At 65.9% G+C, this 26,340-nt stretch carries 19 protein-coding genes; 5 read left to right on the forward strand and 14 right to left on the reverse strand.

Features of this window, described 5'->3' with window-relative positions:
* Positions 1 to 417 precede the first annotated feature (417 nt).
* The 4 genes from DPQ65_RS00005 to DPQ65_RS16410 form a co-directional block, all read right to left on the reverse strand.
* Positions 418 to 3,741, reverse strand: a complete 3,324-nt coding sequence (locus tag DPQ65_RS00005; protein WP_114905338.1) for a type I restriction endonuclease subunit R — start codon at positions 3,739 to 3,741, stop codon at positions 418 to 420.
* Positions 3,741 to 4,991: a restriction endonuclease subunit S gene (locus DPQ65_RS00010; protein ID WP_114905339.1), complete on the reverse strand. Its 1,251-nt coding sequence runs from the start codon at positions 4,989 to 4,991 to the stop codon at positions 3,741 to 3,743. Before DPQ65_RS00010 ends, DPQ65_RS00005 begins: the two co-directional genes overlap by 1 nt.
* On the reverse strand, positions 4,988 to 6,538 hold the full coding sequence (locus DPQ65_RS00015) for a class I SAM-dependent DNA methyltransferase (protein WP_114905340.1): 1,551 nt from the start codon (positions 6,536 to 6,538) through the stop codon (positions 4,988 to 4,990). Before DPQ65_RS00015 ends, DPQ65_RS00010 begins: the two co-directional genes overlap by 4 nt.
* 773 nt (positions 6,539 to 7,311) lie before the next feature.
* Positions 7,312 to 7,557: a helix-turn-helix domain-containing protein gene (locus DPQ65_RS16410; protein WP_114905341.1), complete on the reverse strand. Its 246-nt coding sequence runs from the start codon at positions 7,555 to 7,557 to the stop codon at positions 7,312 to 7,314.
* A gap of 376 nt (positions 7,558 to 7,933) precedes the next feature.
* Between DPQ65_RS16410 and DPQ65_RS15405 the strand changes: the two genes are divergently transcribed.
* The 3 genes from DPQ65_RS15405 to DPQ65_RS15410 all read left to right on the forward strand — a co-directional run bounded on the left by DPQ65_RS15405 (position 7,934) and on the right by DPQ65_RS15410 (position 10,069).
* A complete protein-coding gene (locus DPQ65_RS15405) occupies positions 7,934 to 8,089 on the forward strand; it encodes a hypothetical protein (protein WP_162801914.1) in 156 nt (51 codons plus the stop codon).
* Between the two features lie 555 nt (positions 8,090 to 8,644).
* A complete protein-coding gene (locus tag DPQ65_RS00025; RefSeq protein WP_114905342.1) occupies positions 8,645 to 9,655 on the forward strand; it encodes a DUF932 domain-containing protein in 1,011 nt (336 codons plus the stop codon).
* An 81-nt stretch (positions 9,656 to 9,736) separates the two neighbouring features.
* Positions 9,737 to 10,069: a hypothetical protein gene (locus tag DPQ65_RS15410; protein WP_162801915.1), complete on the forward strand. Its 333-nt coding sequence runs from the start codon at positions 9,737 to 9,739 to the stop codon at positions 10,067 to 10,069.
* Positions 10,070 to 10,520: 451 nt separating this feature from the next.
* On the opposite strand, the gene DPQ65_RS00035 is transcribed toward DPQ65_RS15410, so the two are convergent.
* Positions 10,521 to 10,892, reverse strand: a complete 372-nt coding sequence (locus DPQ65_RS00035) for a hypothetical protein (RefSeq protein ID WP_162801916.1) — start codon at positions 10,890 to 10,892, stop codon at positions 10,521 to 10,523.
* 329 nt (positions 10,893 to 11,221) lie between these two features.
* On the opposite strand from DPQ65_RS00035, the gene mobF reads away from it, so the two are divergent.
* Positions 11,222 to 17,044 (forward strand): MobF family relaxase, encoded by a 5,823-nt coding sequence (gene mobF, locus DPQ65_RS00040; RefSeq protein WP_114905345.1) that lies wholly within the window; start codon positions 11,222 to 11,224, stop codon positions 17,042 to 17,044.
* A gap of 168 nt (positions 17,045 to 17,212) precedes the next feature.
* Positions 17,213 to 17,461: a helix-turn-helix domain-containing protein gene (locus DPQ65_RS16415; protein ID WP_114905346.1), complete on the forward strand. Its 249-nt coding sequence runs from the start codon at positions 17,213 to 17,215 to the stop codon at positions 17,459 to 17,461.
* 319 nt (positions 17,462 to 17,780) lie between these two features.
* Here the strand turns inward: DPQ65_RS16415 and DPQ65_RS00050 are convergent, their stop codons facing one another.
* The 9 genes from DPQ65_RS00050 to DPQ65_RS00090 form a co-directional block, all read right to left on the reverse strand.
* Positions 17,781 to 19,019, reverse strand: a complete 1,239-nt coding sequence (locus DPQ65_RS00050) for an acyl-CoA dehydrogenase family protein (RefSeq protein ID WP_114905490.1) — start codon at positions 19,017 to 19,019, stop codon at positions 17,781 to 17,783.
* A gap of 29 nt (positions 19,020 to 19,048) precedes the next feature.
* Entirely contained in the window at positions 19,049 to 20,089 is a 1,041-nt protein-coding gene (locus DPQ65_RS00055) for a phosphotransferase family protein (RefSeq protein ID WP_114905347.1), read from the reverse strand.
* The gene (locus DPQ65_RS15415; RefSeq protein WP_162801917.1) at positions 20,086 to 20,496 is read right to left on the reverse strand and encodes a hypothetical protein; all 411 of its coding nucleotides are present in this window, start codon (positions 20,494 to 20,496) and stop codon (positions 20,086 to 20,088) included. The genes DPQ65_RS00055 and DPQ65_RS15415 overlap by 4 nt, the downstream gene beginning before the upstream one ends.
* Position 20,497: 1 nt before the next feature.
* Positions 20,498 to 21,250 carry an SDR family oxidoreductase gene (locus DPQ65_RS00065; RefSeq protein WP_238146580.1) on the reverse strand — a complete coding sequence of 251 codons (753 nt, stop codon included), beginning with the start codon at positions 21,248 to 21,250 and terminating at the stop codon, positions 20,498 to 20,500.
* A 97-nt stretch (positions 21,251 to 21,347) separates the two neighbouring features.
* The gene (locus tag DPQ65_RS00070; RefSeq protein ID WP_162801918.1) at positions 21,348 to 22,643 is read right to left on the reverse strand and encodes an FAD-dependent oxidoreductase; all 1,296 of its coding nucleotides are present in this window, start codon (positions 22,641 to 22,643) and stop codon (positions 21,348 to 21,350) included.
* Between the two features lie 17 nt (positions 22,644 to 22,660).
* Complete coding sequence (locus tag DPQ65_RS00075; RefSeq protein ID WP_114905350.1) at positions 22,661 to 23,440, reverse strand: enoyl-CoA hydratase/isomerase family protein; 780 nt, start codon at positions 23,438 to 23,440, stop codon at positions 22,661 to 22,663.
* 22 nt (positions 23,441 to 23,462) lie between these two features.
* Positions 23,463 to 24,845, reverse strand: coding sequence for a TRAP transporter large permease (locus DPQ65_RS00080; protein ID WP_114905351.1), 1,383 nt, complete (start codon positions 24,843 to 24,845; stop codon positions 23,463 to 23,465).
* On the reverse strand, positions 24,842 to 25,408 hold the full coding sequence (locus tag DPQ65_RS00085; protein WP_114905352.1) for a TRAP transporter small permease subunit: 567 nt from the start codon (positions 25,406 to 25,408) through the stop codon (positions 24,842 to 24,844). The genes DPQ65_RS00080 and DPQ65_RS00085 overlap by 4 nt, the downstream gene beginning before the upstream one ends.
* Complete coding sequence (locus DPQ65_RS00090) at positions 25,401 to 26,324, reverse strand: LLM class flavin-dependent oxidoreductase (protein WP_114905353.1); 924 nt, start codon at positions 26,322 to 26,324, stop codon at positions 25,401 to 25,403. Before DPQ65_RS00090 ends, DPQ65_RS00085 begins: the two co-directional genes overlap by 8 nt.
* Positions 26,325 to 26,340 lie beyond the last annotated feature (16 nt).

Genomic DNA, 26,340 nt, shown 5'->3' on the forward strand with positions numbered 1-26,340 from the left:
GCCGCCCGGCAGCGACTTGCCTACCACCGAGACCAGAGGAAGAATCAACCCAATCCAGAAGACCCGGATGTGGTTTGATCCGACCGCCCGAAGCGGACATTAACGCTGAAACACCTCACCCATTCATGGCGCTCCGCCTGCAGGTCGTTCATGTCGTCGTCACACCTTCTTGAAGTTCCCACATCGGGGCAACAGCCCAAACTAGCCCCTCGACGGTGGACGGCGGACGTCGGTGTCCGCTCCCCTGCCGAGGCGGGCGCAACTCGGCGACCGAGCCGCCACCGAACTTATCCAAGACCCTGAGATCCCCGCGCAAAGACTCGCGCGGAATGGCCCGCGCGACTGGGAGTTTCGTCGGAATGACGAAGCCTGATCCGGGCTTCATCAGCCTCCCGGGTGCGGGGCTTCGGCCGGCGCCTAGCGGAGCCCATCAGCGGCGCCCAACTGCGCCGCAACATGCGCGGCGAAGGCCGGATCGTCGTGGATACGTGCTACGACGTCGTCAGCAATCCTATTCACGTCAAGCGGACCGTCGTACTGACTGCCCTGCAGTGGTCGGTGGCCGTCATCTTGAGTGGTGTATGCGCTCTCGCCATCGTCACCATAGGCGGTGAGCACGTGATCGAAGACAAGCTGCACCTTTGAGATGAAGATATCGAGGGTGTAGGGCGTCTCCGGCAGGCCCTGGTCCAGGACGCGTCGGATTGTGCTGTCGACGTCGTTCTTGACGTCGACCTTGCGACGCCAGTCCTGGACGAGCTTGTCGTGGAGGTGCTCCAAAAGCTTCTTGGCGCTCGCCTTGACCGCCTCCCGCTCGTCGGCGGTCAGCACCGGGTCGGGCTGTGTCAACAGGTCGAAGATCGCGAGCTCCTCTTCAGTCAGACCCTCGCGTGCCGAGCGTTCCTCTTCCTCGGTCAGGGTCTGGGACAGCTCGATGAGGCGTCGCAGGTACTCGTCGATGTTCACGCTGCCGGCGTTGTAGTCGTCGATGAGCTGCTCGATCCGCTCGACGAGTTCGTACCGAGTCGGGTTGCGGGTGGCCGACCTGATGGCCTGCTGCCGTAGGAGCTGTGCCATCCGGTCGGTCTCGGCTCGTTCCCGCCCGGCGATCTTGGCTGCCAAACCCTCGAAGTCGATCTGCGACAGGTCGATCAGCGGGTCAGGCTTGGTCCCCTCTGCAGCTGCTCGGATGACGTACTCCTCGGCACCCACCGACCGGTCGAGCAACGCGTCGACCGCATCCGTGACCGACCCGAGGTCGGCTTCGGGCGGGCGCGTGACTTCCGCGATGCGCTCGGCGATTACTCGGATCGCAGCGACGTTGCGCTGCTGGGCGGCCGCGGTCGGGTCCGGCAGGAGGGCCTTGAAGAGCTTGCGAACCTGACGGGCTTGCTGCTGAAACTCGGTCCGGGTCTCTTCGTCGACCAGCAGCGCCTCGACGGCGGCGTCCCGCTTGGCGACGTGGTCGAACCCCTCGGCATCGCGCATCGCGGCAAGGTCCACGCCGACACCGGAGCAGAACGTGAACAGGCCTGCCACGGCGGCGTCGAGCTCTCCTGCTAGTGCGTCGATAATCTCGATGGGCGACTCGTCAGCGTTCGCGGCACCGTAGATCGCCAGGGCCTTCTCCAGGTTCCGGAAGACACCGACGTAGTCGACGATCAGGCCGTTGTCCTTCTCGGGAAAGACCCTGTTGGCGCGGGCGATCGTCTGCATCAGCGTGTGGTTGCGCATCGGCCGGTCAAGGTAGACCGTCGAGACGCTGGGCGCGTCGAAGCCGGTCATCCACATCGCACAGACGAACACCAGCCGGAGTGGGTCCTTGGCGTCCTTGAACTTCTCAGCCAGATCCTCGCGGTTCATCCGCTCGCGGTGCGGTCGGATGTCGAGGCCGAGGTCGTCGAGCATCTTCAGTTCGTTCTGGCTCTGCGAGACCACGACCGCCATGTCGGTGGTCTCCATCAGCTCGATCCGCGAGGCCAACCACGGCCGCTCCAGCTCGGGCAAAGCATCGTGTTCAGCCCGTAGTTCGTCCAGGTGGTTGGCCCAAGCTTCCTGCACGAGGTTGTACATCCGCACGGCTGCGGCCTTGTCGAGTCCGACGTACATCGCCTTGCCGGTGAAGCCACGCCCGACGAAGTGCGTGACAAGGTCCTTGGCGATGGTATTCAGCCGCTCAGGGCGCGTCAGGACCGTGTATTGCGTGCCGAAAGCCCGGGCGAGCTGGCCCTCGGCGTCCTCGTCGAGCTCAGCTTCCTCGAGCAGGTCGTTAAGGTCGTCGGAGAAGTTCTCGTTGACCAACTGGAGCTCAGGGATGCGGTTCTCGTAGTAGAGCGGCACGGTCGCGCCGTCCTCGATAGCGTCGCGGAAGTTGTAGACGCTGACGTAGTCACCGAACTGCTCGCGTGTGGCCTGCTCCTCGCCTGCGATCAGCGGGGTGCCGGTGAAGCCCATCATCGAGGCGTTCGGCAGTGCGGTGCGCATGTTGAGGGCGAGGGTGTCGTACTGGCTGCGGTGGGCCTCGTCGGTGATGACGACGACATCGGACCGGGTGGAGAGGACCGGCATCTGCCGTTCCCCCAGCGCTATGGAAGGTTGGAACTTCTGGATCAGCGTGAACACATAGCGGTGATCAGCATCCAGCAGGTCACGCAGGTGCGCGACAGACCGTGCATGCACACGAGCCTCGGGCGCGATCGCCCCAGCATCTGCGAACTCGCCGTGCAGTTGGGTGTCGAGTTCGGTGCGGTCGGTGACCATGACGAAGGTCCACTTACCGGGCACTTGTCGCAGCACCTTCTGCGTGAACCACAACATCGACAGCGACTTGCCCGAGCCCTGCGTGTGCCAGAAGACACCCAGGCGCTTGTCCTGCTCGGCCCGCGCCCGGTGCAGGTTCTCGATCGCTGCGTTCACGCCGAGGTACTGGTGCGACCGCGCCAGGACCTTGATCAGCCCGCCGGGGCGTTCCATGTACGCGACGAAATTCTCCAGGAGGTCCAGCAGCACTGCCGGGTCGCAGGTGCCCCGCAGGGCCGTCTCCAGAGCGACCGCGCCGCGGGTGCCGTGGGCGTCGATGACCTTCCAGTCGTTGAAGAACTCCCACGGCGCGTACGTCGACCCGACTTTCGCGTGACTGCCGTTGGACAGCAGCACGAGGCAGTTCGGGACGAATAGTTGCGGGATTGTGTCGCGGTAGTCGGTCAGGTTGTTGTCGTACGCCGACTTGACCGACTCGTTGGGCTCCTTGAACTCCATCAGCACCAACGGCACACCGTTAACGAACAGTGCTAGATCCAGTCGACGACTATGCAGGTTGCCCTTGACCCACATCTGCTGCACGGCCAGCAGGTCATTGTTCAAGGGTGCGCCCAGGTCGAGGTAGCGCAGGGTCTCGACCTGCTTCTCACCGTCCTCGTCGGTCCACTCCGCCCCGTAGCCGTCACACAGCAAGTCGTGGACCTCGCGGTTGGCGCGTACCCGGTCCATAGCTGAACGGTCCTTCGTGAGCACCTCGATGGCCTCGTCGATCGACGTGGCAGGCACAGCCTCGGGGTTGAGCCGGCGCATGGCTCCGCGCAGTCGGTGCGTGAGCACCACGTCGCGCTGGGAATCACGCCCGAGGGTTCCCTGGGCCCCTAGCGCCTCTTGGAAGGCGTCCACGGGGGTCCAGCCCAGCGTTGCCAGAAGCTCGATACTCGGCTTCTCCACATACCAGTACTCCGGACCCGTAGGAGTCATCAGGCCACCTGCTCTGCGATCAGTGCATCCAGGTCGAGCGTGGAGACGTCGATCTGACCAGTAACGAGCTTCGGCAACAGGAGGTCACGGAGTTTGGTTAAGGCTGAGCACTCAACACGTAGGTTCCAGCTCAGCTCATGCATGGGGGACACCTTCTCGGCGAAAGCGGCGTCCACCGCGACGTCGGGAACGATGACCAGCGCCACTTCGAAATCCTTCGCCCGAACCGCGGGGTAAGCCGACCCAGTTGCCCTTCCGACGAGCCAGTCTGAGAACGCTGTCGTTGAGGTTGTCTCGAACAGGAAGGCGGGCGACACCCCCGAAGGCGTCAGGACAGCCAAGCCCGTCGAGGCGATCCAATCGTCCCCAGGTGTCACGACAAGCGCATGTGCCCTGCGGTTGGGCCGCACCGTTGCCCAGACAGTGTCGCCGGGGCCGACCACACGTCTCGCTCGCCCCGGGGCCTGCGAACCAGCGATGGAGTCCAGTTCGCCGATGTAACGCTCCGAGAGTGCCGTGATATCGAGGTACTTGAACGTTTCGTCGGCGCCAGGCTTCCGCGAGGAACGGTTCACCGTCGCGATGGTCGTGAGGGCCTGTACATTCCACCCCTCAGGAATCGGGCCGAGGTCGGAGTCGACCATGGGCACGTCTCCGTGGCCGGGGTAGCGGAACTTCACGAACCACTCGCGGTAGATGGCCCGCGCCATCTCCTCCAGCACCTCGACCCGCCGCCGGTTGTTCTCAATCAGGTCGTCGATGGAACGAAGGATCTCACCAATGCCTCGCTGGGTCGCCAGATCTGGGACGGCCAGTTTGAAGGGCCTGATCAGTTGCTGACTGAGGTTCTGCTGAGCCGCACCATGCGCCTTCCCGATTAGGTTCACGCGGGCACCAGCCAGTGCGTAGTACAGGAATCGCGAGTCCGTCACTTCGGGGTCCGTCACCATCGCACAGATTGCCTGGTTGACGGTCGCTTCAACGCCGAGCCAGCCCAGCTGTCCGACGTTTGCCCCATACATGGCCAACAGGACTGTGTTGGGCGGAAGCAGTTTCGCGGACGAACCCTTCAGGCCAGCTTCGGAGATGTGCTCCTCCGTCACGGCGATCTTTGCCTCAACGAGCTCCTGCGACTTGACCCAGGGGATGCCGTCGTCGGCGTAGAAGTCGGCCCGTTTACGGCTAGGCGTACCACCACTGGTTACCCGAACACACAGATCCTCGACCGCCAACTCACGCCACTCGCTCATGCGTCGAGGATCCCTTGAACAGCGGCGTCGACCTTCGAGCGCAGCACATCGGCCCCGTCGCTCAGTTGCGTGAATTCCTCATACATTCGTTCCAAATCACCAACGAAGTCGACGTCATTTTCGTCGACGGCAGCCGTGCCGGTATATCTGCCGGGGTTGAGGCTCCAGCCTTGCGCCTCGATCTCGGCGCGGGTGGCGACCTTGCACAGTCCGCCGACGTCGACGTACTTCCCGTCAGGGAAGTTCTCCGTCAGCAGCGCCCCGCTCCCCTCGCTGGTCTCGACGTCCTCGCCGCGGTAGAGCCGCACGATGTTGGCCAGGAACTCGATCTGGTCCGACAGGAAGTCGCGATGGGCGCGGTCGATCTGGCGGAAGATGTGCCGGGCGTCCAGGAACAGCACGGTGTCCTCACGCGGCGTTCCAAGCTTGGCCTTGTCGAGGAACCACAGCGTCACCGGGAGGGTGACGGTGTAGAAGAAGTTGGAGCTGATCGCGACCATCACGTCGACGGTGCCGGACTCGACTAGCTGCTTGCGGATCTCCTTCTCCGAGTGGCCAGCGTCGCCGGCGGAGTTGGCCATGACGAAGCCAGCACGGCCCTTCGGGGACAGTGCCGCGTAGAACTGCTGGATCCACACGAAGTTGCCGTTGTCGGCCTTTGGCAGGCCGAAGGGGAACCGCTTGTCGCCGGCCAGCTGCTCCTTCTTGATCTTATCGACGTTGAAGGGCGGGTTGGCCATCACGTAGTCGAAGGCGCCGACTGCGTCGTGGGGGTCCTCGTAGTAGCTGTTGGCCTGGCGGATGTCGCCGGAGAGCCCGTGCAGAGCCAGGTTCATCTTGGCCAGCGGGACGGTGTCCTCTGTCTTCTCCGCGCCGAACACGGACAGCTTGCGGCTGGCGGATTCGTGGTGGCGCTCGACGAACTTTGCGCACTGGACGAACATGCCGCCCGACCCGCAGGCTGGGTCGAAGACGCGCCCTTGGAAGGGCTCGAGGATCTCGACGATGAGCCGGACGATGGAGTACGGCGTGAAGTACTCACCACCGCCCTTGCCTTCCTGGGCGGCGAAGTTGGACAGGAAGTCTTCGTAGATGAAGCCGAAGGCGTCGCCTTCGAGCTGGGTGGGCAGCGGTGCGAAGAGACGCAGCAGCTCGATCAGGGTCGAACGCTCGAGCTTCTGGTAACCGCGCGGCAGGATGTCCTTCAGCTCGGGATTAGCTGCCTCGATGGCCTTGATCGCCTCGTCGGTGGCCTTGCCGACGTCTTCGCCCTCGGGAAGGTCGACCAGGCTCGACAGGCGCGACTTGTCGGGGACATATAGCACCGACTTGGCCTTGTAGTCGGCGATCGTCGCTGGGTTGCGGGCACTGGCTTTGGCTTCGATCTCACCTTGGACGGCTTCGAATCGGTTCTCGGCGTAGGCGAGGAACACCAGTCCCAGGACGGGGTCGCGATACTGGACGGGAGTGAGCTTCGAGTTGGCGCGCAGCTCATCGGCGGCGGCCCAAAGGGTGGCTCGTACCTTGGCGAGATCAGTGGTCTTCACGGTGACAGGCTATCGACGGGTCACGACACAGCGATCGGGAGGGACTACGCCGCAGCCTCGTAAGACCCGCGACTGCCTCGGGTGGACACCGAACGCCACCGGTCGGACCGCTCTGGTGAGACCACCAGAGGAGTACGTCGGGGGAGAGAGAACCACCCACCGTCAGGTGGCCAGGGCGTCCCTGTGGGCTGGCAAGCGACAGGCTGGGCCCGCTGGCAGATCGGATACCGCCTCCGCTCGTCACGCCGCTGGCCTGGACCAACGAATCCCGGTCTCACGTGCGTCTCGCACAGGGTCTGGCGTCGTCACATGTCGCGTGCGGTAGCTTCGGTCAAGGAGGGGCCGCTCTGGAGCTTGCCTCTTCTCGGCGACAAAGTCTGGCCCGACAGGATCCGAGTGGTATCGCGCGACCTCCTCGTCCGTCACGACCGACACGCCTGCTTGTGCGTCCCCTGCTCGTGCACGACTTCGGAGATGAGCAACCTGATCTGGTCGCGGAGTCCATCCGCCACTGCTCGCCAACGTGAACTGCTAGGCAGGGTAGAAGCTGCCGCCGGAGAGCTCAGGCGTGCCGAGTCTCAGATTCAGCGTGCTCGAGATCCGCGACCAGGCCGTTGGTACCGCGGTCCGAGCAGGGGTCCCCGGTCGCCAGGTCGCGGCTGCTGCTGAGGTCGGCCCGGACCTGCTCAGCCGGATCACCTGCACCGTCCGAGGTCGAGCAAGCCCATCGTTGGGCACGCACTTGACGGGTTACGTCAGCGAGACCCGTCCCCTCAGTCCATCCTGATCCGTGGGGCACCGGGTCTACGAAGTTGAACCTCGGCTTCAGCCAAGGCACGACGCACGGCCGTCTGGGTTCGGTCCGTCAGCGCGGCTACTTCTCGCAGCGACCGACCAGCCTGGTATTCCGCAGCCACGAACTGGAGGAACACTTGCCGCTGGGCACGCGTCTGGCGCACTGTGCCGGTCCCGCGGAACTGCGGAAGCGGCTGCGGGTAGCCACGCCCGGGATAGGCCATAGCAGGAGGCTACGGACCAACGGCCGCCAACCACCAGATCGTTTGCCGAGTCCTGACTGAGTCTTGGCCCGTGCCTTGTCCCCGTTGAGCCACCACTGCTACCTCTCCTCGACAGCCACCGAAGCGGCGGGACCCCGACAACTGGAGGCCTAGAAAATTTCAACCCAGCTGTGCCTCCGGACGTCGACCCTGTGGCTTATGGAGGTATGTGTTGCAGAGTGATCGGCGTCGTGACGGTGGTGGCAGGGGCTGTCGCAGCCCGATTATCGAGGCGCCGGACGGAGTCCCGGATCTCAGTTCGCCTCCTGCCTCGGTGTCCAGTCATGGCCATCAGATGCGGGCCGGGATCGTGCATGTTACCGACGGAGACACCGTAGTGGTCCACTCCCTCGATGGCCGCGACCTTGGGCGGGTCCGTGTCCTCGGCGCCAAAGCACCGGAGACCGGCCGTCCGGGGTGTCACGCCGAGGAGGCGACGGCCACGCGGGCCGAGCTCCTCGAGGACCAACCGGTGACTCTCACGGTCGAGTGATCACCCCCTGGGAGGATGCATGATCTGCACCCCGTGCCAAGTGCCGCACCGACCCGAGGACTGCGTCGACGAGCAGGCCAAGTCCCCCGCGGATGTTCCCGTACCGGCATTGCGTCTGCCAACACAAACCGATCCCACCAACTATCGAAGTTGCCGGCGTGGACCACCAGGAGCAACCGGGCGAACAGAACGACGGGAGAGGCCATGCCGCACGCTGACCGTGTGCGAGGTCGCCACCCTTCGAGCAGCTGATTACGCCCCGATTTCACTCTCCTAACACCCAGTCAGTGCATTGACGGGGGTCGGCACGTTCAGCTCGAGACGTCGCCGGACCCCGTCGATTGACCGCGATTTCTTGACGCTCCCCAGGTGCGACGAGGACCAGGACGAAGCGAGAAGCACCGACGCCGCCCGACCCGTTCATCCACAGGGCCGAGGGCAGGCGGTGCTCCCTTCCACAGATTCGGCAGGACGCCCCCCGCTCCCGGCCCCCATTCCCAAGACTGAGAAGTGCAAGACCACACCAACCCGAACACCCCAGGAAGGGGACACGACATGTCACACGAAGTCGAGACCCACGAGGGACAGGCCGCAGCGATCTTCGCCCGTAAGAGCGCCTGGCACCAGTTGGGCACCACCGTGCGCGGCGTTGCCTTCACCGCCGAGGAGGCCATGCACCTGGGCCGCCTCGGCGGGTGGAACGTCCGCAAGGCCCCCCTGACCGCTAGCGAGGTCACAGAGGAGGGCGTGACCACGATCGAGGTCCCGGACAAGTTCGCCACCATCCGCACCAACCCCTGGACCAACCAGCCCGAGGCGCTGGGCGTCGTCGGTGCTGGCTACCACCCGCTGCAGAACGAGGAGCACGCCGAGTTCCTGAACCTGCTGGCCGACGAGGGCGGCGCGATCTTCGACACCGCCGGATCATTGCGGAGTGGCCGTCAGGTCTTCGTCACCATGGCCCTGCCCAAGTCGATCCACGTCGGCGGAGTGGACCGGATAGACCTGAACATCGCCGCCCTGAACAGTCACGACGGAACGAGCGCGTTCCGGCTGCTACTCACCCCGGTTCGCGTGGTCTGCGCCAACACCCAGCGGGCCGCGCTGCGCCACAACGCCGGGAGCGTGTCGATCCGGCACACCGCCAACGCCAAGGCCGCCGTGCAGCAGGCCCGCGAGGCCCTGGGGTTGACGTTCGACTACGCAGCCGAGTTCGAGGCCGAGGCAGAGAAGTTGATCAACATCACGATGACCGAAGCCGCCTTCGTGGACCTCACGCGGAGCGTGTTCGGCACCACCGCTCAGGACGCCACCGGCCGCACCAAGCGCACCGCCGCCGAACGTGACAACGCGCTGATGAGCCTGTGGGCCGACGCCGACACCCACGCCCGGGTGCGCGGCACAGCGTGGGCGGGCTATCAGTCGGTCGTGGAGTACATCGACCATTACGCCCCCGTCCGCACCAAGGAGGACCGCGCAACGGCCCGCGCTCGGCGGCTGCTGACCTCCGAGGAGCCCAACCGGGCCAAGGAGGCCGCCTGGCGCTCAGCGGTGGCCACCATCTGACCCACCCCCAGAACTGCAGGCCGGCCCGTGACCCCTTCCCACGGGCCGGCCTGCACACGTTTTCAGAAAGGACACCCCGCCGTGCAGATTGTCGCCCTCGTGAACCGGGACACCGGCCGCGCCGTCAGAGCCGCCGCCGACCGCACCACCTCACCACACTTCGCGGCCGCGCTGCTGGCTCGCCGCCTGGCCACGTTGCACTACCGCCTGCAGCTGCTCGCCGAAAACCGCCCCCAACCATGGGCCGAACTAGTCGAGCACCTGGCCGTCCCCGCCGAGGTCCCCGCCGTCGCTGCCGAGGTCAACCGCCGCGCCGCCGTGCTGCTGTCCCGCCGCCTCTATGCCGACCAGACCCGCGCAGGACGTCACCACAACGGGCATCTGCTCCCCGTAGCGGTCCCGCAGCCGCGCTAGGTCGACCGCCACCAGCCCAGGATCAACCCGCGCCAGGTCGCGCAACTCACGCGCCCGCCGCCGCGCCCCTCGCGGGTCGCCCAACGGGGACCCGATCAGATCACGCCGGATCAGGAACTCACGCCGGTTCGCCTCAAATGAGGAGGCCACCACGTGATCAGGGTGGACCCGCTGACACAGCGGGTTGTCACACCGATGACCAAGCACCCGCACCGAATCCAGAACCGCCGCCCCGTACACCAGGCCGAAGCCGAACCGGTGCGCGATCACCACCCGCCCCTGGCTGTAGTAAAGCGCCCGTGCCCGCGCCCGCTGATCGCCCCCGTCCACCACGCGCAGCCAGAACCCGGCACCGCCACAATCTTTGACAGGTAGCGGCCAAGCGCCCCAGCATCGGCCAGGGCCACCCCGAGAGCGTCGAGCCCCGCACCGTCCAACCGGCCAGCCACCTTCACCCCTCCAGGGTCCCACCGCCCCCGGTTTCACCCTGATTGGTTTCAGCCGCGCCGCCGTCGTCCCCGCTGCTGTCATCCCCGCACGACAGGCCCCGCAACCGGCCAGCCTCCCGCACGCTCAACCCTTCCCCACACCAGGTCACCGCCTCCCGCAACGTCACCCCCTCATCCTCGGTCAACTCCCGCAGCGCCTCCCCCGCCGCCCGCTCATGCGCTAGCACCGCCTGATCCCGCTCAGCTAGCGCCACCACGACCGCCACCCCCAGATCACTCCACCGCCTCTCCCGCGCCCGCCGATCACTCAACGCCTGAGCCTGCGCCTCCCGCACTCGACGCCGCGCCAACTGCCGCACCCTCTGATTAGCCACGCTCAACACCTTCCAACTCGACACCATCTCACCCCCTAAAGCCCCAGTAAGCACCGACACAGACTCACCATCCCCACCTCACGATCCACAGGACCCCAACAGGCCCCGTCCCCATCCACAGAACCGAACAGACCCATTGCTCACCTTCACCGCCAACGTCCCCACCACGCAACACCAGCACCCAAGTCCGACACACCTCTTGCATCCACGGTCAAACCGTGACCAGTCCCGTCTGGCGGGACTGGTCATGATGGGTGTTTTCGCCGCGGGTTCGGCGTCGAAAGGTGAGTCTCTGAGGGGCGGTTTTGGGGCTTTAGGGAGGTGTGGCGATGACGATTCACAAGTTGACCGCGGGGTCAGGGTATGACTACCTCACCCGGCAGGTCGCGCGTCAAGACGCCACCGAGACCGGGCACGCCGGGCTGACGAGCTACTACACCGCCAAGGGCGAGTCCCCGGGGGTGTGGGTCGGCTCGGGCATGGTCGGCATCGAGGGTCTCGCGGCCGGTGATGAGGTCACCGCCGAGCAGATGGCCAGGTTGTTCGGCACCGGTGAGCACCCCTTGGGGGAGCAGGTCGGCGGCCCGCTGGGGGCACGCTTTCGGGTCTACACCGGGCGGGATGACCTCTCACCGTTCCGGATCCAGGTCGCCCGCCGTTTCGAGAAGCACAACCGGTCCCTGGGGCTGCCGGCGGATCATCCGATCGAGGTGCAGGAGCGGGCCCGTATCCGCACCGAAGTCGCCGCCGCGATGTTCGTCACGGAGCATCGCCGGGCACCGCTGAGCGAGAGGGAACTGGCAGGGTTCATCGCACGTCAGTCCCGCCCGAAGACCACGGCTGTCGCCGGCTATGACCTGACTTTCTCCCCCGTGAAATCGGTATCGACACTGTGGGCGGTCGCGGACTTGTCCACCGCTGCACAGATCGAACGGGCTCACCAGAACGCGGTCCGGGAAGCGCTGTCCTTCCTTGAGCAACACGCCCTGTTCACCCGCACCGGGAAGAACGGGGTGCAGCAGGTGGACGTGCGCGGCCTGGTCGCCACGGCGTTCACGCATCGCGACTCGCGGGCCGGCGACCCCGACCTGCACACCCACGTCGCGGTGGCGAACAAGGTGCAGACCCTGGACGGCAACTGGCTCTCCATCGACGGTCGGTTGCTGTTCAAGGCCACCGTCACTGCGTCGGAGACGTACAACACCGCGTTGGAGAAGCAGCTGCGGCCACTGGGCATCGCCTTTGAGGAACGCCAGGGCACGGACACCCAGAAGCGCTCGGTCCGGGAGGTCGTGGGGGTCGACCCCGCGCTGAACGAACGGTGGTCCTCGAGGCGGGCCAGCATCGAGGCCAGGCGCAGCATTCTGGCCCAGGAGTTTCAGGGAAGGCACGGCCGCCCGCCGACCCCGATCGAGTCGATCCAGCTCGCCCAGCAGGCCACGCTGGAGACCCGTGAGGCCAAGCACGAGCCGCGGAGTCTGGCGCAGCAGCGCGCGACCTGGCACGCCGAGGCGGTGCAGGTGCTGGGCGGTCCCGAGGCGATCCGGGCGATGGTCAACCAGGCCCGCCGCGGCGCGGTCACCGAGGGCCGCGGGCAGGCGGTGACCGACGCCTGGGTGCGGGAGACAGCGAGGCGGATCGTGAGCACGGTCGAGTCCTCCCGCTCGACCTGGCAGGTCTGGCACGTGCGGGCCGAAGCACAGCGACGAGTGCGCCGGATGGACGTATCCCACGAGCAGGTCGAGACCCTGGTGGACCGGCTCAGCACGCAGGCCTTGCGGCTGAGTCAGCAGCTGCAGGAGCGGAAAGACCCCTTAGTGGAACCCGCACCGCTACGGCGCAGCGACGGCAGCAGCGTCTACCAGGTGGCCGGGTCGGACCTGTTCACCTCCCACACCGTCGTCGCCGCCGAACAACGCCTCGTGGCGACCGCTGGCCGCACCGACGCCCGCCGTGCCAGCCCCGAGGCCGTCGAAGTTGCGCTCCTGGAATCGGTCGCTAACGGCGTCACCCTCAACGCTGGCCAGGCCGAGCTGGTGCGTGAGATGGCAACCTCCGGTGCACGACTCCAACTGGCGATCGCGCCCGCCGGCGCGGGCAAGACCACGGCAATGAGGTCGCTGACCAAGGCGTGGGAGGAGTCCGGCGGAACGGTCCTGGGCCTGGCCCCGTCGGCGGCCGCGGCCGCGGCGCTGCGCGACCAGGCACAGACCCACACAGACACCCTCGCCAAGTTGGTCTGGACACTGCAGCGCGACCAGGACGGGCTGCCGCAGTGGGCACACTCCATCGGCCCGGACACCCTGGTCCTGATCGACGAGGCGGGGATGGCCGACACCCTCTCCCTGGACACGGCGGTCGATTTCATCACCACCCGGGGCGGTGCGGTCCGGCTCATCGGGGACGACCAGCAGCTCGCCGCGATCGGCGCCGGCGGTGTACTGCGCGATATCCGCGCCACGCACGGCGCCCTGCACCTGACCGAGCTGATGCGGTTCGAGGGTATAGCCGAGGGAGCGGCGTCCCTGGCGTTGCGCGACGGGAAGCCAGAAGCCCTCGGGTTCTACCTGGACGCCCAGCGGGTGCATGTCGGGGACATGGCCACCATGACCGAAGAAGTGTTCCAGTCCTGGCAGGCCGACCGCGGGCAAGGTCGGGACGCGATCATGCTCGCTCCGACCCGTGAGCTCGTCGCCGAACTGAACCAGAAGGCTCGGGCACACCGGATGGAGGGCACCAACGACCCCTGCCCGGCCCGCATCCTCTCCGACGGCAACGAAGCCTCGGTCGGTGACGTGATCATCACCCGCACCAACGACCGGCGCCTGACCATGACCGCAACCGACTTCGTGAAGAACGGCGACCGGTGGACGATCGTGGATCTCCCCGCAGACGGGTCCCTGCAGGTCCAGCACACCCGCGCCGGCCGCACGGTCAACCTCCCGCCCGCCTACGTGCAGGATTCCACCGAACTGGGCTACGCCACCACCGTTCACGCAGCCCAAGGGGTGTCGGTGGACACCACCCACGCCCTGGCCACCGGCGCGGAGTCCCGCCAGCAGCTATACACGATGATGACCCGCGGTGCTCACGCCAACCACCTCTACCTCGAGGTCGTCGGCGACGGCGACGAACACAACCTGGTCAAGCCAGGCACGGTCCACCCGCGAACCGCCACCGACCTCCTCGAGCAGATCCTGGCCCGCGACGAGTCCCCGGTCTCGGCCACCACGATGCGCCGCACACTGTCCGACCCGGCGCACCTGCTGGGTCAGTCCACCGACCGGTACCTTGACGCGCTCTACATGGCGGCGGCCGACCGGCTCGGCCAGGAAGGCCTCACCCGGCTGGACGAGGCTGCCGACGCGATGGTCCCCGACCTCACCAAAGCCGCGGCCTGGCCGACACTGCGAGCCCACCTCACCCTGCTGGCCGCGCACGATATCGACCCGGCCGCGGCGTTGGGGGCGGCCGTGGCATCCCGCGAGCTGGACAGTGCCAGCGACCCGGCTGCCGTCCTGGGATGGCGCCTGGACGATTCCGGGCTCCGCAACGCCGGGGCCGGCCCCCTGCCGTGGGTGCCCGCCGTCCCCCAGCCCCTGGCCGAGCACCCCACCTGGGGTGACTACCTCACCCGCCGCGCCGGCCTCGTGACCAACCTGGCCAGTGAGGTCACCGACCAGGCCGTCTCCTCCGCGCTGCCTGACTGGGCCACGCAGGGCCACGCCCGCCCCAGCGACGAGGTCCTCGGCAAGGTCGCGGTCTGGCGGGCCGCTATGAGCGTCGACCCCGCGGACCTGCGCCCCACCGGGCCGCCCCAGATGGACAAGGCCCCCACCCTCTACCAGCGCGAGTTGACCCAGCAGCTGGCCGGTCATCGCACCCCGGCCCTGGACGAGTGGGGGGACCTGATCGGGCGGATCTCCCCGCAGGCCCGCGCCGACCAGTTCGCTCCTGTCCTGGCCGAGCGACTGGCCGCGGTCTCGCGCGCCGGGCTGAATGCCGCCGGTCTGGTCAGTTCGGCCGCGCACACTGGTCCGTTGCCCGATGACCACGCCGCCTCCGCCCTGTGGTGGCGGGTGGCCGAGCACCTCTCCCCGGCCGTCACCGCGCAGGTCGACGAACCACACCCCCTCACCACCACCTGGGTGCCTGTCCTGGGCGATCAGTTGGGCACCTCACGGGTGCAGGCCATGCAGGACAGTCCCTGGTGGCCGGTCCTGGTGACCAGCGTGGACCACGCGCTGCAACGCGGCTGGGATCTTTCGGACCTGGCCACGACTGCCCCCGAACCTGGCACCGACGTCGACGACGCCCAGGCGATGGTCTGGCGGATCACGATGCTCACCGAACCGCCGACCAGCCACGAGCCCGACCCGCAGACCGCTCCCCCAGAGGACGACCTGCCCGGCGACCTCGATGCCCCCTCGAATGTCGCCAGCGATGCGGAGTGGGCCGCCTACCTGGTCAGCCTCAGCGACGGCCCGGTCCCGGCCGAGGTGACCGACACCTCCCCCGCGCCACTCGACGAGGGCGAGGTGGAGCGCGGCCTGGTCCTGGCCGCCCTGGTCCGGGAGACGATGGACCCGCTCGAACTCAGTGACGCCGAGCTCGGTCAGATCTTCGAGCGTGAGGCGGCCGCCCGTGAGTCCGCCGTCCCCTTGGAGCGTCTCGCCCACGTCAACGCAATGGCACTAGCCTTCTACGAGGGCCGGTTCGCTACCGGGGGGTGGGCCCGCGACTACCTCACGGACCGGTTCGGGCAGGACGTGGCCGGGCACGCACACGTCCGTCCCGGGTATGCCCCCGCGGGCTGGACCCATCTGGTCGACCACCTGCGCGCCCGTGGTGTGACTACCCTCGAGCTCACCGAGTCTGGTCTGGCCTCGACAACTCGCGATGGGCGGCTGATCGACCGCTTCCGCGACCGTGCACTCTTCCCGATCCAGGACTCGCGCGGGCAGGTCCTCGGATTTATCGGACGCCGCAACCCAGCGCACACCGACGACACCCCGCACGCCGGCCCAAAGTACCTCAACACCCCCGGCACCCCACTATTCGCCAAATGCGACCAGCTGTACGGCCTTGTCCCCGACCTCCTGGCCGCCGGTGCAACACCAGTGCTCGTCGAGGGACCGATGGACGCGCACGCTGTCACTCTCGCCGGTGCGGGCAAGTACGTCGGCGTCGCACCACTGGGCACGGCCCTGACCCAGACACAGGCCCGCCAGTTGGCCACCTTCTCAGACACCCCGTTGGTCGCCACCGACGCCGACCTGGCAGGGCGACTGGCCGCAGAACGTGACCACTGGCTCCTGTCCCAACACAACCTCACCCCCCGTGTACCAACCCTGCCGGCCGGGTCCGACCCTGCAGACCTGTTGGAATACCGCGGTCCTGAGAGGCTGCGCGAGGCCATGGGCAACACCAAGCCGCTCACGCAGATACTGATAGATAAGTGCCTCACCAACTTGACCGCTGACCAGGCGCTCCCCGCGGCGGCAACGGTGTTGGCCACGCACTCCCCCACAGAGTGGGAATCCGGCATAGACACCATCGCCAAGAGCCTCGGCATCACCCAGGATGAAAGCCGCCGGGCGCTCCTTCGCGCCGTGCAGTCCTGGCACGAGGACCCCAGGAGAGTAGTGACCGCCCAGCTCGAGGGAGTCAGCAGCCTAAAGGAACGGCTGGAGCGCCAGGACGAGGCCAGGCCGACTGCTGGGGTCGACACCCCTGCGGCCACCAGTCGTCGCCCACAGCACTACAAGAAAGCCACTTCCGGCGACGACTCCCGCACCAAGCAGCCGTCCAGCGAACCTCAAACACCCGAGACCCGCTGGGCGCCTCTCGCCACGCAGATCGACACCCGACTGCCCCTACAGACAGACTGGCCTGCCCTGGCCCGCGTTATGCAGCAGCTGCACCAGGAAGGGCATGACGTCGCCGCACTCCTATGGGAGTCCGTGGCCCAGGAGCCCCTGACGGACCGCCCCGCCCATGACCTACGCTCCCGACTGATGACCGTGCTCCCCGATGACCACGGCAGCGTCTCCACACCCACCACCGAGGTGCCCCTCGGCCGGCAGTACGAACGCAAGAACAGCACCACAACGACAAACCAGCGACGCGACCACACAGGTCCCTCCCGGTAGGGCACAACCACACGCACGAGTGGTCGACGCAGACTGGGCAGGTGGAACGGGCCGAGTCGGAACTGGATCGTGATTGCTGCGGCAGTTGCCTTGAGGAGCAAGCCGTCGAGGGCGGGCGTTCTCACAGTCGATCACCACGGCGGCCCGGGCGCTGGCATGCTGTAGTGCATGGCGTACCCCGGCCGAGCGTCTTACCCAGGCCCGTTACCAGAGTTCGTCGGCTCAGCCACAATAAGGCAGACGCCGGAGCAACGCGCGAGGTTGATCGAATTTGTGTCCAGGGAGTACCAAGCCGGGCGATCGCTGCGTGAACTAGCAGGGTTGACGGATCGCACGCAGACCGCGGTGCGCAGAGCGCTGGCACGGGCGCAGGTTCAGACCCGCGGTCCAGGGGCGCCGCCATTGAGGAAGAACTGAACCGGGTACGAGCGCGCGAAGAGCAGGATGCTCAGAATGCCCAGGACCAAGAAGCTTCACCCGGCGTTCCTGCCGCAGCCTTATCCAAGTGAATGGGGCTCTAGAAGGAGGTGGATGAACGCGAGAGTGGACGCCTGTGCAAGTGCGGCCCTGAGCAAGCGCTTTGGGTACTCCACGCCCCGTTTGAACGCATGCCCTGCGAGTTGTGGCTGGGGCTGCCTCCCGCGCCGACCACACACGCGGCCGACGGAAGGGCTTCCTGCACCGGTAGAACTACTGCCCGAAATTGGCGAGCGGTCTCAACCTGTGGGCGGGGCGTTCAGTCCGTCAGCAGCGCACGCCGGTCGCGCTGCCTGCGCAACTCCGTGCGGCCTAGGGCGCGGCGGTGGACTTCGTCGGGACCGTCGGCAAGGCGCAGCGTGCGAATGTCCGCTGCGGCCTTGGCCAAGGTAAAGTCACCGGAGACCCCGGCGGCACCGTGGGCCTGGATGGCCGTGTCGACGATGGACTGCACGGTGGCCGGGGTCGCGACCTTGATCGCCGCAACCTCGGTGGCCGCTGCCTTCACGCCGACGGTATCAATCATCCAGGCGGTCTTCAGGACCAAGAGACGCAGTTGCTCGATCTGGATCCGGGACTGGGCGATCCACTCGCGCACGACGCCGCGGTCGGAGAGGGGCCCACCGAACGGACGCCGCTGATCGGCGCGTTCGCACATGAGCTCCAGGGCGACTTCGGCCACGCCGATAGAGCGCATGCAGTGGTGGATCCGGCCAGGCCCGAGTCTGGCCTGCGCCATGGCGAACCCGGCGCCCTCCTCTCCGAGGAGTGCCTCTCGTGGGACCCAAACGTCCGTCAGGCTGATCTCGGCGTGACCACCGTGCTCGCGATCGTCATAGCCGAACACAGTGAGCGGCCGGACGATCTGCACTCCAGGGGTGTCTCGGGGCACGAGCAGCATGCTGTGCTGTTCGTGCCGTGCTGCCTCGGGGTCACTCCGCCCGAGGAGGATGAAGACGGCGGCATCGGGGTTCATAGCGCCGGTCGCCCACCACTTGCGACCATTGATGAGATACCCGCCGTCCTTGGTCTCGATACGGGTGCTGATGTTGGTCGCATCCGAAGAGGCGACTTCCGGTTCGGTCATCAGGAAGGCCGAACGAATCCGGCCCTCCAGTAGCGGCTTCAGCCACTGCGTCCGCTGGTCCGGGGAGGCGAACAATGAGAGCAGTTCCATGTTCCCGGTGTCGGGTGCCGCACAGTTCATCGCGGCCGGCGCAAGGTGGCCGATGCGGCCGGACATCTCCGCCAGCGGCGCATACTGCAGATTGGTCAGGCCTGCCCCGTCCGCGCCCGGGAGGAAGAGATTCCACAGTCCCCGCTCGCGGGCGATGGTGCGCAGCTCCTGAAGTGCCGCAACCCGGCTCCATGCCCAGTGGTTATCGAGCTGCGCCACGCCGGAGGCGAAGTCCGGAACGCGCGGCGCAACTTCGTCGTCCAGGAACTGGCGGGTCCGGGCGATCAGGTCGTGCGTCAGGTCGTCGTAGGCGAAGTGCATGCCCGAGGTGGCCGGGTGGGAGGCGCTGTTCATCGTATGCTCCTGTCACAGAGGTCGATTGACCAGGTGATCAATGGTTGGACGGCCTCGGCGATGTGCGCGAAGCCCGGCCCTGACGTCATGCCGCGTTGATGGCGGTAGTGGATTCCCTCCAGGATGACCGCTAGCTTGAAGGCGCTGAAGGCGACATAGAAGTCGATATCGGACAGGTCCCGGCCGCTGGACTCCGCATAGTGCTGCAGCCACTGCTCAGGGGTCAGGGATCCCGGCGCCGTGCCGATGTCGATGATGCCAGGGCTGATCTCGGAGAGCTGCTCGTAGACCTGAAATAGGCCCACGTCCATGAGCGGATCGCCTAGCGTCGTCATCTCCCAGTCGAGCACCGCGGCGACCTGGTCCTCATCGTCGACGATGAGGTTGTCCAGGCGGTAGTCACCGTGCACGATCGTCGGTTCCTGAGGCCTGGGTAGGTGGGTGCTCAGCCACTCGATGAGCCTCTCGACCCCGGGCAGCTCGCGCGAGCGTGAGCTTTCCAGCTGTCGGGACCAGCGGCGCACCTGGCGCTCCACGAAGCCGTCCGGGTGACCGAGACCGGCAACCGCGGATCCGGTGATATCGATCCGGTGCAGGTCCAGCAGCGTATCCAGGCACGCATGACTGATCGTCGACGTCCGCTCCGGGCCGATGACCAGCAACTGCTCGCGAGTGCGGTACACCTGACCAGGGACGTAGCCCATGAGGTAGAACGGAGCGCCGATGACGCCCGGATCGTGGCACTCGTGCAGAACGCTGGGGGCGGGGACGGGACTGTCAGCCACGGCCCGCAGCACCCGGGCCTCGCGGCCCATGTCGTGGGCGGTGGCCAGTACATGCCCCAGCGGAGGTCGCCGCAACACCGCCGAGGCAGTGGGGGTGTCCAGTCTGAAGGTCAGGTTGGACTTGCCCCCCGGTAGTGCGGTGGCGGTGAGCTCACCTGTCAGCAGGTGCGGCGCCTGTCGGTCGAGGTGCTCACGCAGCCGGTCCAGATCCAGGCCGGGCAGGTCTCCGGCCGGGGCGGCAGCGGTGTTCATGACCGTCCTTCCGTGCTCGGCACCAGCCGCTGACGGAGGCGGTTCATCGCGCTCAGCCAGCGATCCGTGGTCTCCGCGCGGCGGTAGTAGTCGAGGACCTCAGGGTGGGAGAGGATCAGGAGACGGTCGTCCTGCAGGGCCTCCAAGACGACCTGTGCGACCTGCTCCGGCTCCAGTGGTTGTTCCTCCTCCAGCAGGGAGGCACTCGTGCCGGACTGCTGCAGCATCTGGCTCCGGCTCCGCACTCCTTGTGGGCACACGGCTTGCCCAAGATCGTCGCGAAGGCTCACCATGGCCGGTTCGTCCGGGGCATGCAGGCACAATAGGTCGCCCTTGCTCGCCAGGCGACGGGCCAGCGCCCTCCCGATGCCGTAAACGGCACCAGTGGCCGCTATCCCGACTGCCATGTCAAATCCCACTACTGAGCATCAGGCCCCCGTCGACGACGAGGGTTTGGCCGGTGACCCAGGCAGCATCCGACGAGAGTAGAAAAGCGGCAGGACCAGCGATGTCCGAGGGCTCGGCGATACGGCCCATCGGGTAGTCGCGGACCACGTGCTCCTCTCTACCTTCGAGGAGCGCGCTGGCGAAGCGGGTCTTGACCAGGGCCGGAGCCAGAGCGTTGACCCGGATCCTCGGTGCCAGTTCCACAGCGAGCTCTGTAGTCAGGTGGATAAGCATGGCTTTGGTGGCACCGTAAAAGGCGATGCCTGGAGCAGCCCGGACGCCAGCGACGGAGGCGACGTTCAGGACGGCTGCGTGCGGGGCGCTGAGGCCGTGCTCGACGGCCAGCTTGACCCACGAAATCGCGGAGAGGCAATTCACCTCAACGGTTTTGCGGGCTGCGTCCAGATCCAACTCCATCAGGGGTCCGTAGACAGGGTTGATCCCCACGTTGTTGACCAGCAGGTCCACCGAGCCGAACTGCTCAACAGCTGTCTGGATGACCTGTCGTCTGTGCTCGGGGTCATCGCTTTTGCCAGACACACCGATCGCGACCGAAGGACCTCCAAGGTGGGCGATGGACTCAGCCAGGGTCCCCTCGCCGCGAGCGGTGATCACGACGCGTGCGCCCTCGGCCACTAGACGCTCAGCGATCCCCATGCCGATGCCTCGGCTAGCGCCGGTTATGACGGCGACGGCGTTCTCAAATCGACGCACGGCTACTCCTAATTGTCTGGTGTGAGGTGAAGCTGGTTGTCTGGTGTCAGGTGAAGGTGGCTGCGGACGGGTCGACGACGACATATCAGCCTGAACATCACCCATCTTCGACTGCCACCATCCCGAAGACCCCAGCGCTGGCAAGCCCGCCAGCGTATCCGCCGGCAAACAACCCCCCGGCGTCCGCACCTGCCGAGTACAGACCTGGAATCACGGTTCCAGCTGGGTCAAGCACACGCCCCCCCGGGTCGATCCGAAGCCCTCCTTCGGTGAACGTGATGGCAGGGCGCACCTCCACCGCGTAATAGGGTGGCGCGCCCAGCCGGCTCTTCGCAACTGCGGAGGAATCGGCACCCGCCGGGAGACCCGCCACGCTCTCCGCCGGGTAGCCCCAGACTGCAGCTCCGGCAGCAACGGCGGACAGGTCTTCTCCGGACGTGAGCCGCGCTCCGGCCGTGCTGCACTCGACCACAGGATCATAGGACTCGAGTCCGGGGACAAACGACGCGGCAGCCCGACGTCGGGTCGCATGGTCGAACACCAGCAAAGCTCGACCCTCGGTCTGGCGTGCGACTTGCTGAGCGTTCATGTGATCCCCCAGCGACTCATCAGTGAAACGGCGGCCGTCTGTATTGAGGAGCAACCCTTGATCGCTGCAGAACTGTGCGAACCTAACAAACTGGCGTTCGGTAAACTCGGGAATGCCTGACGCGACCAAGTGTCCGTAGAAAGCGTCCATGCCACGGCTGGTCCCGGCGCCCGCAGAAATTCCAAGAGTGAGCCCGTCGCCCGTGCTCTGTGGTCCGGCTCGGTGAAGCAGACGCGCCGCACTACCCTTAAGATGCCGGTGCAGTAGAGCTCGGTTTCCTTGAAAGCCGCCAGTCGCCAGGACTGTCCGCTCTGCAAGGATGGTGGTGAGGCCACCGGCGTCCCGGACCTGCGCGCCGGTCACCTTCCTTCCCTCCTGCACTAGGCTGCAAACCTGCGTTATCGGCGCCAGTATCCCGTCGTGAGCCGCGACCTTTCGACACACCCGCCGAATGTAGCCGAGCACGTCGAGTCGCCGCCCTCGGCCGTAGAGCACCGGCTGCTCGTCACCGAGTTCCACCCCGGTGTCTGCGAGGCGCGCTATGAGTGCGGGATAGCCCTCTACGAGAACGTGCCCCAGCTCGAGATCACCGAGCGGACACTGGGACGCGAACTCCTCCACGGACCTGACCGTCCATACAAATCCTCCCGAGATCGCGGCTGACCCACCGAACGCAGAGGCTTTGTCAACGACTACCACGCGCTTTCCCGCACGTGTAGCGGCCAAGGCTGCAGTCATCCCGGCCATTCCGCCGCCGATGACGAGCACGTCGGCGGCGTACGTCGCCGTATCACTGGACGTCATCACGCTAGTGGGAAACTTCACGAGGACCTGGCCGAGGGCCAGTCGGGCTTCTTCCGGGCGGCGAAGGCCGCCACGCCCTCCTGCGCGTCGGCTCCCATGTTTCCACGCAGCATGATGTCGGCGTCGAAGGGGAGCTGCGCGACATTCACCACGCGCTTGTAGAGGTGCCTCGTGGCCGGGGAGATTTCGAGAAGGTCAGCGACCAGCTCCTCGACCCGCCTATCAAAATCCTCTGCCTCGCACACCTCGTTGACTAGGCCCATCTCAAGCGCCGAATCGGCGTCGATGCGCTCGGCTGTCAGTAGCAAGCGCTTCGCCGCTGCTATCCCGACACGCGCCGGCAAACGGGCGGGTATGAACGGGTCGGCAAGTCCCACTAGGCCCTCGGGCACACGAAAGACGGCCGACCTGACGGCCACAGATAGGTCCGTACACAGAAGGAGCCCCACACCCCCTGCCTCGCAAGTGCCGTTGATCGCGCCAACGATAGTCTTCGGCGAACTCTCGAGGCTCGTGAAGGCTCGGAGTGAGTTCGTGGCGAAGAGTTGGGTGACCTCAGCTATCCGCTGACGGTCGTTGGCCAAGAACGCATCGTTGATTTGCTTGAGGTCCCCTCCCGTACTAAATGCGCGTCCGGTACCCTTGATCACAATCACGCTCACCCTGGGTGCCGCGTTGGCCTGGATGACCGCGTCGGCCAATTCCCCGTAAGCTTGATATGTAAATGCGTTCAAAGCCTCCGGGCGCGCCAGTGTGATACGCGCGATAGGGCCGTCGAGCTCGAGTTGTATGGACATACGTACTCCGTTCGGTTCGGGATTAGCCAGTGGCCTTCGAAATATCAGGAAGAAAAGTCACAATCTCGGGAAAAGTGAAGAGCAGGGCGGTTACTATCAGCTCGATGAGAATAAAGGGCAAGATGCGCGCAAATATCGCCTCCGCCTTAAGATCAGGGAATAGGCTGGCGACGACGTAGATGTTGAGTCCGACTGGAGGCGTCAGCAGGCCTATCTCGATCATCTTGACGAATAGGATGGCGAACCAGATGCCGCTGAAGCCCAACTCCGTCACGATCGGGTAGGCGATGGGCGCTACCACCAACATCATCGAGAGACCGTCGATGAACATGCCCATCGGGATCAGGAGGAGCAAGAACGCGGCCACGACCACTGCCGGTGCGACGTCCCAGCTCAGCACCCAAGCACCGACGGCACGAGGTACGCCAGTGAGGACCAGAAACTGGGTGAAGATTGAAGCACCGATTATCAGGGCGAAGACCATACTGGTAAGGGCAACGCCCTCGCGCACCGATAACCGTCCAGCCCTCAGCATGGAGGACAACCGGCCCTCGCTAGCGGTGGTGATACCCATGTAAATCGAGCCGATCAGCAAGCCGGCGAACGCCCCTACCGCAGCAGCCTCAGTAGCGGTGAATAGTCCGATGTAGAGACCCCCGACGACGACCGTGAAGAGCAGCCCCCCCCCAAGCACGGCATAGATTCGCTGCAAGGGCGTGCTTTGACCGGCCAAGACTGGTTGCTGGCTTCGCAGCTCAATCGACATGGGCTCTGGCGGTTCAACCCGAGCCCTCCGGCTCTTGCGCCGAGCCATGTACATAATCAGCAAGGCGTAGGCGACGGCGGTGAGGATGCCGGGCACGATCCCGGCAAGTAACAGGGGACCGATTGGTTGAGCCGTGGTGATCCCGAAGATCACGATAACAACGCTTGGTGGGATGAGTACGGCCACAGTGTTGGCGGCGGCCACGATCGCAGCCGCGCTAGCACGGTCATAGCCACGCTTGCTCATCTCGCCGATCGCTACTCGGCCGATGGCAGCAGCATCCGCCGCGCTGGAACCGCTGATGCCGCCGAGGAAGGCGGCCGCGCCGACGGTCCCGACACCCAGGCCTCCGGGTAGTCGTCGGGTGGCCCGTTCCGCCACGTCGAATAGCCCGTCCAGCATTCCGGAGTTGCTCACGAGCAGTCCCATTAACACGAACATCGGTACGACCGTGAGCGAGTACACAACAGTGGAGCTAAAAGGGATCGACGCGAGGGTGCTGATAGCCACGTCCAGGCCGGAGACCAAGATAATGCCGAGCGTGCCGGCCGCTGCCAGGCACAGTGCTACGGGGACGCGCAGCGCCAGCAGGGCAAACAGCACCAGGAGACCCACGGCGACAATGGTCGTGTCGGTCATGATTGCGCCTTTCGGCCCTGAGAGGGGAAACCGGAATCACCGGATGACCTCCTCAAAGTGCGCACGAGCTCTCGGACAACCTCTAGGAGAAAGACTGCTAGGCCGATCGCCAGCGCTATCCGGGCCGGCCAGATGGGAACTCGGACAAGGCCGATGCGCGTTTCACCGAACTCCATCGCCGTCATCGCTTTGTCCGCTGTGGCGCCGACAGCAAGCACTAGCAACGCGGCACCGCACAACAGTCCAAGTACGATCGCGACCTGAGCGGGCCTGTTGCCCAGCCGATCGGTGACCGCGGAGGTGGACACGTGGCTTCCCATCCGGTGTGCGAGTCCGAGACCCAAGAAGACCCCGAGACCGAGGAAAAGTTCTGAGTACTCAATGGTGCCCGGCAAACGGGTGTCGAAGATTCGACGCAGGACAACGTCTGCAGTGGTCAGCAGCATGATCACGACCAAGCAGAGTCCCGCTACGGATCCGGCGATCTCGGTGATCAGGTCGAATGCGCGGCTGGCCCAGGCGGCTGGACGATGGGAGGGCGCATCGACGGTTGGACTACGCATGCTCAGCACCCTGTGCGACTGCGCGCTCCGCAAGTTCGACGGCCTCTCGAATCGCGCCCATCTGACTCCGGGGCTCAGCGGCGGCAGCGTGGATAACGACTGTGTCTAGTCCCGCTTTGACATAAGCGGTCAATTGCTCGGCGACCTGTTGCGAAGTCCCATAAACCATCCAACGCTCCAACTTCTCGAACGGCGTCCGAAAATTCGCTGAGACGTAGGCCGCCAACTCAGCTCGGGCTTTCTTCGGCTCGCCAACGTTGACAAAGACGATGAGACCCAAGGGCGAGGGCTCAACCTGCTCGGCGGCACAAAGCGCATGCAACTGCTCCCCCACCTCGGTGACCCTACGCGGACTGGCTAACATCCCCAGCCAGCCCGCTCGCATCCGCACTGTTCTCGCGAGCGACGCGTCGCTGCGACCTCCGATCCAGACGGGCGCTTGATTCTCTCGCGGGGCCAAAGGTCGCATCGGAGGTGTGTCAAGCCGCCAATAGCGGCCGTCATGGGTGAGTGGCTCGCCCGTGCACCACCGCTTCCACAAGGATAGGAACTCATCAGTTCGCCCACCCCGCTCGCGCATGTCGACGTTCACGGCTTCCCACTCAGGCTGGAACTCGCCGCCCACCCCTACACCTATCACCAATCTGCCGGAGCTGAGCACATCGAGGGTGGCGAGCTGCCGTGCCAGCGAGACCGGCTCTCGGAGCGCTGGCAGCAGGACCCCCGTGCCAACACTTAGAGTTTCGGTCGCACCGAGGGCATAGCCGACGGTGGTCAGACACTCCAGGAGTGGAACGTGGAAGAACAAGTGGTCGCCGACCCACAGTCCATCGAAGCCCAATGCTTCCGCCTCCTGGGCACTCCGTCGGACTGGAGGAATCCCCGATTCAAGTGGGTCGATTGTCGGTAAAGCCATCGTCCATGAGACTCGC

It is taken from the genome of Ornithinimicrobium murale (assembly GCF_003352835.1).
GTDB classification, from domain to species: domain Bacteria; phylum Actinomycetota; class Actinomycetes; order Actinomycetales; family Dermatophilaceae; genus Ornithinicoccus; species Ornithinicoccus muralis.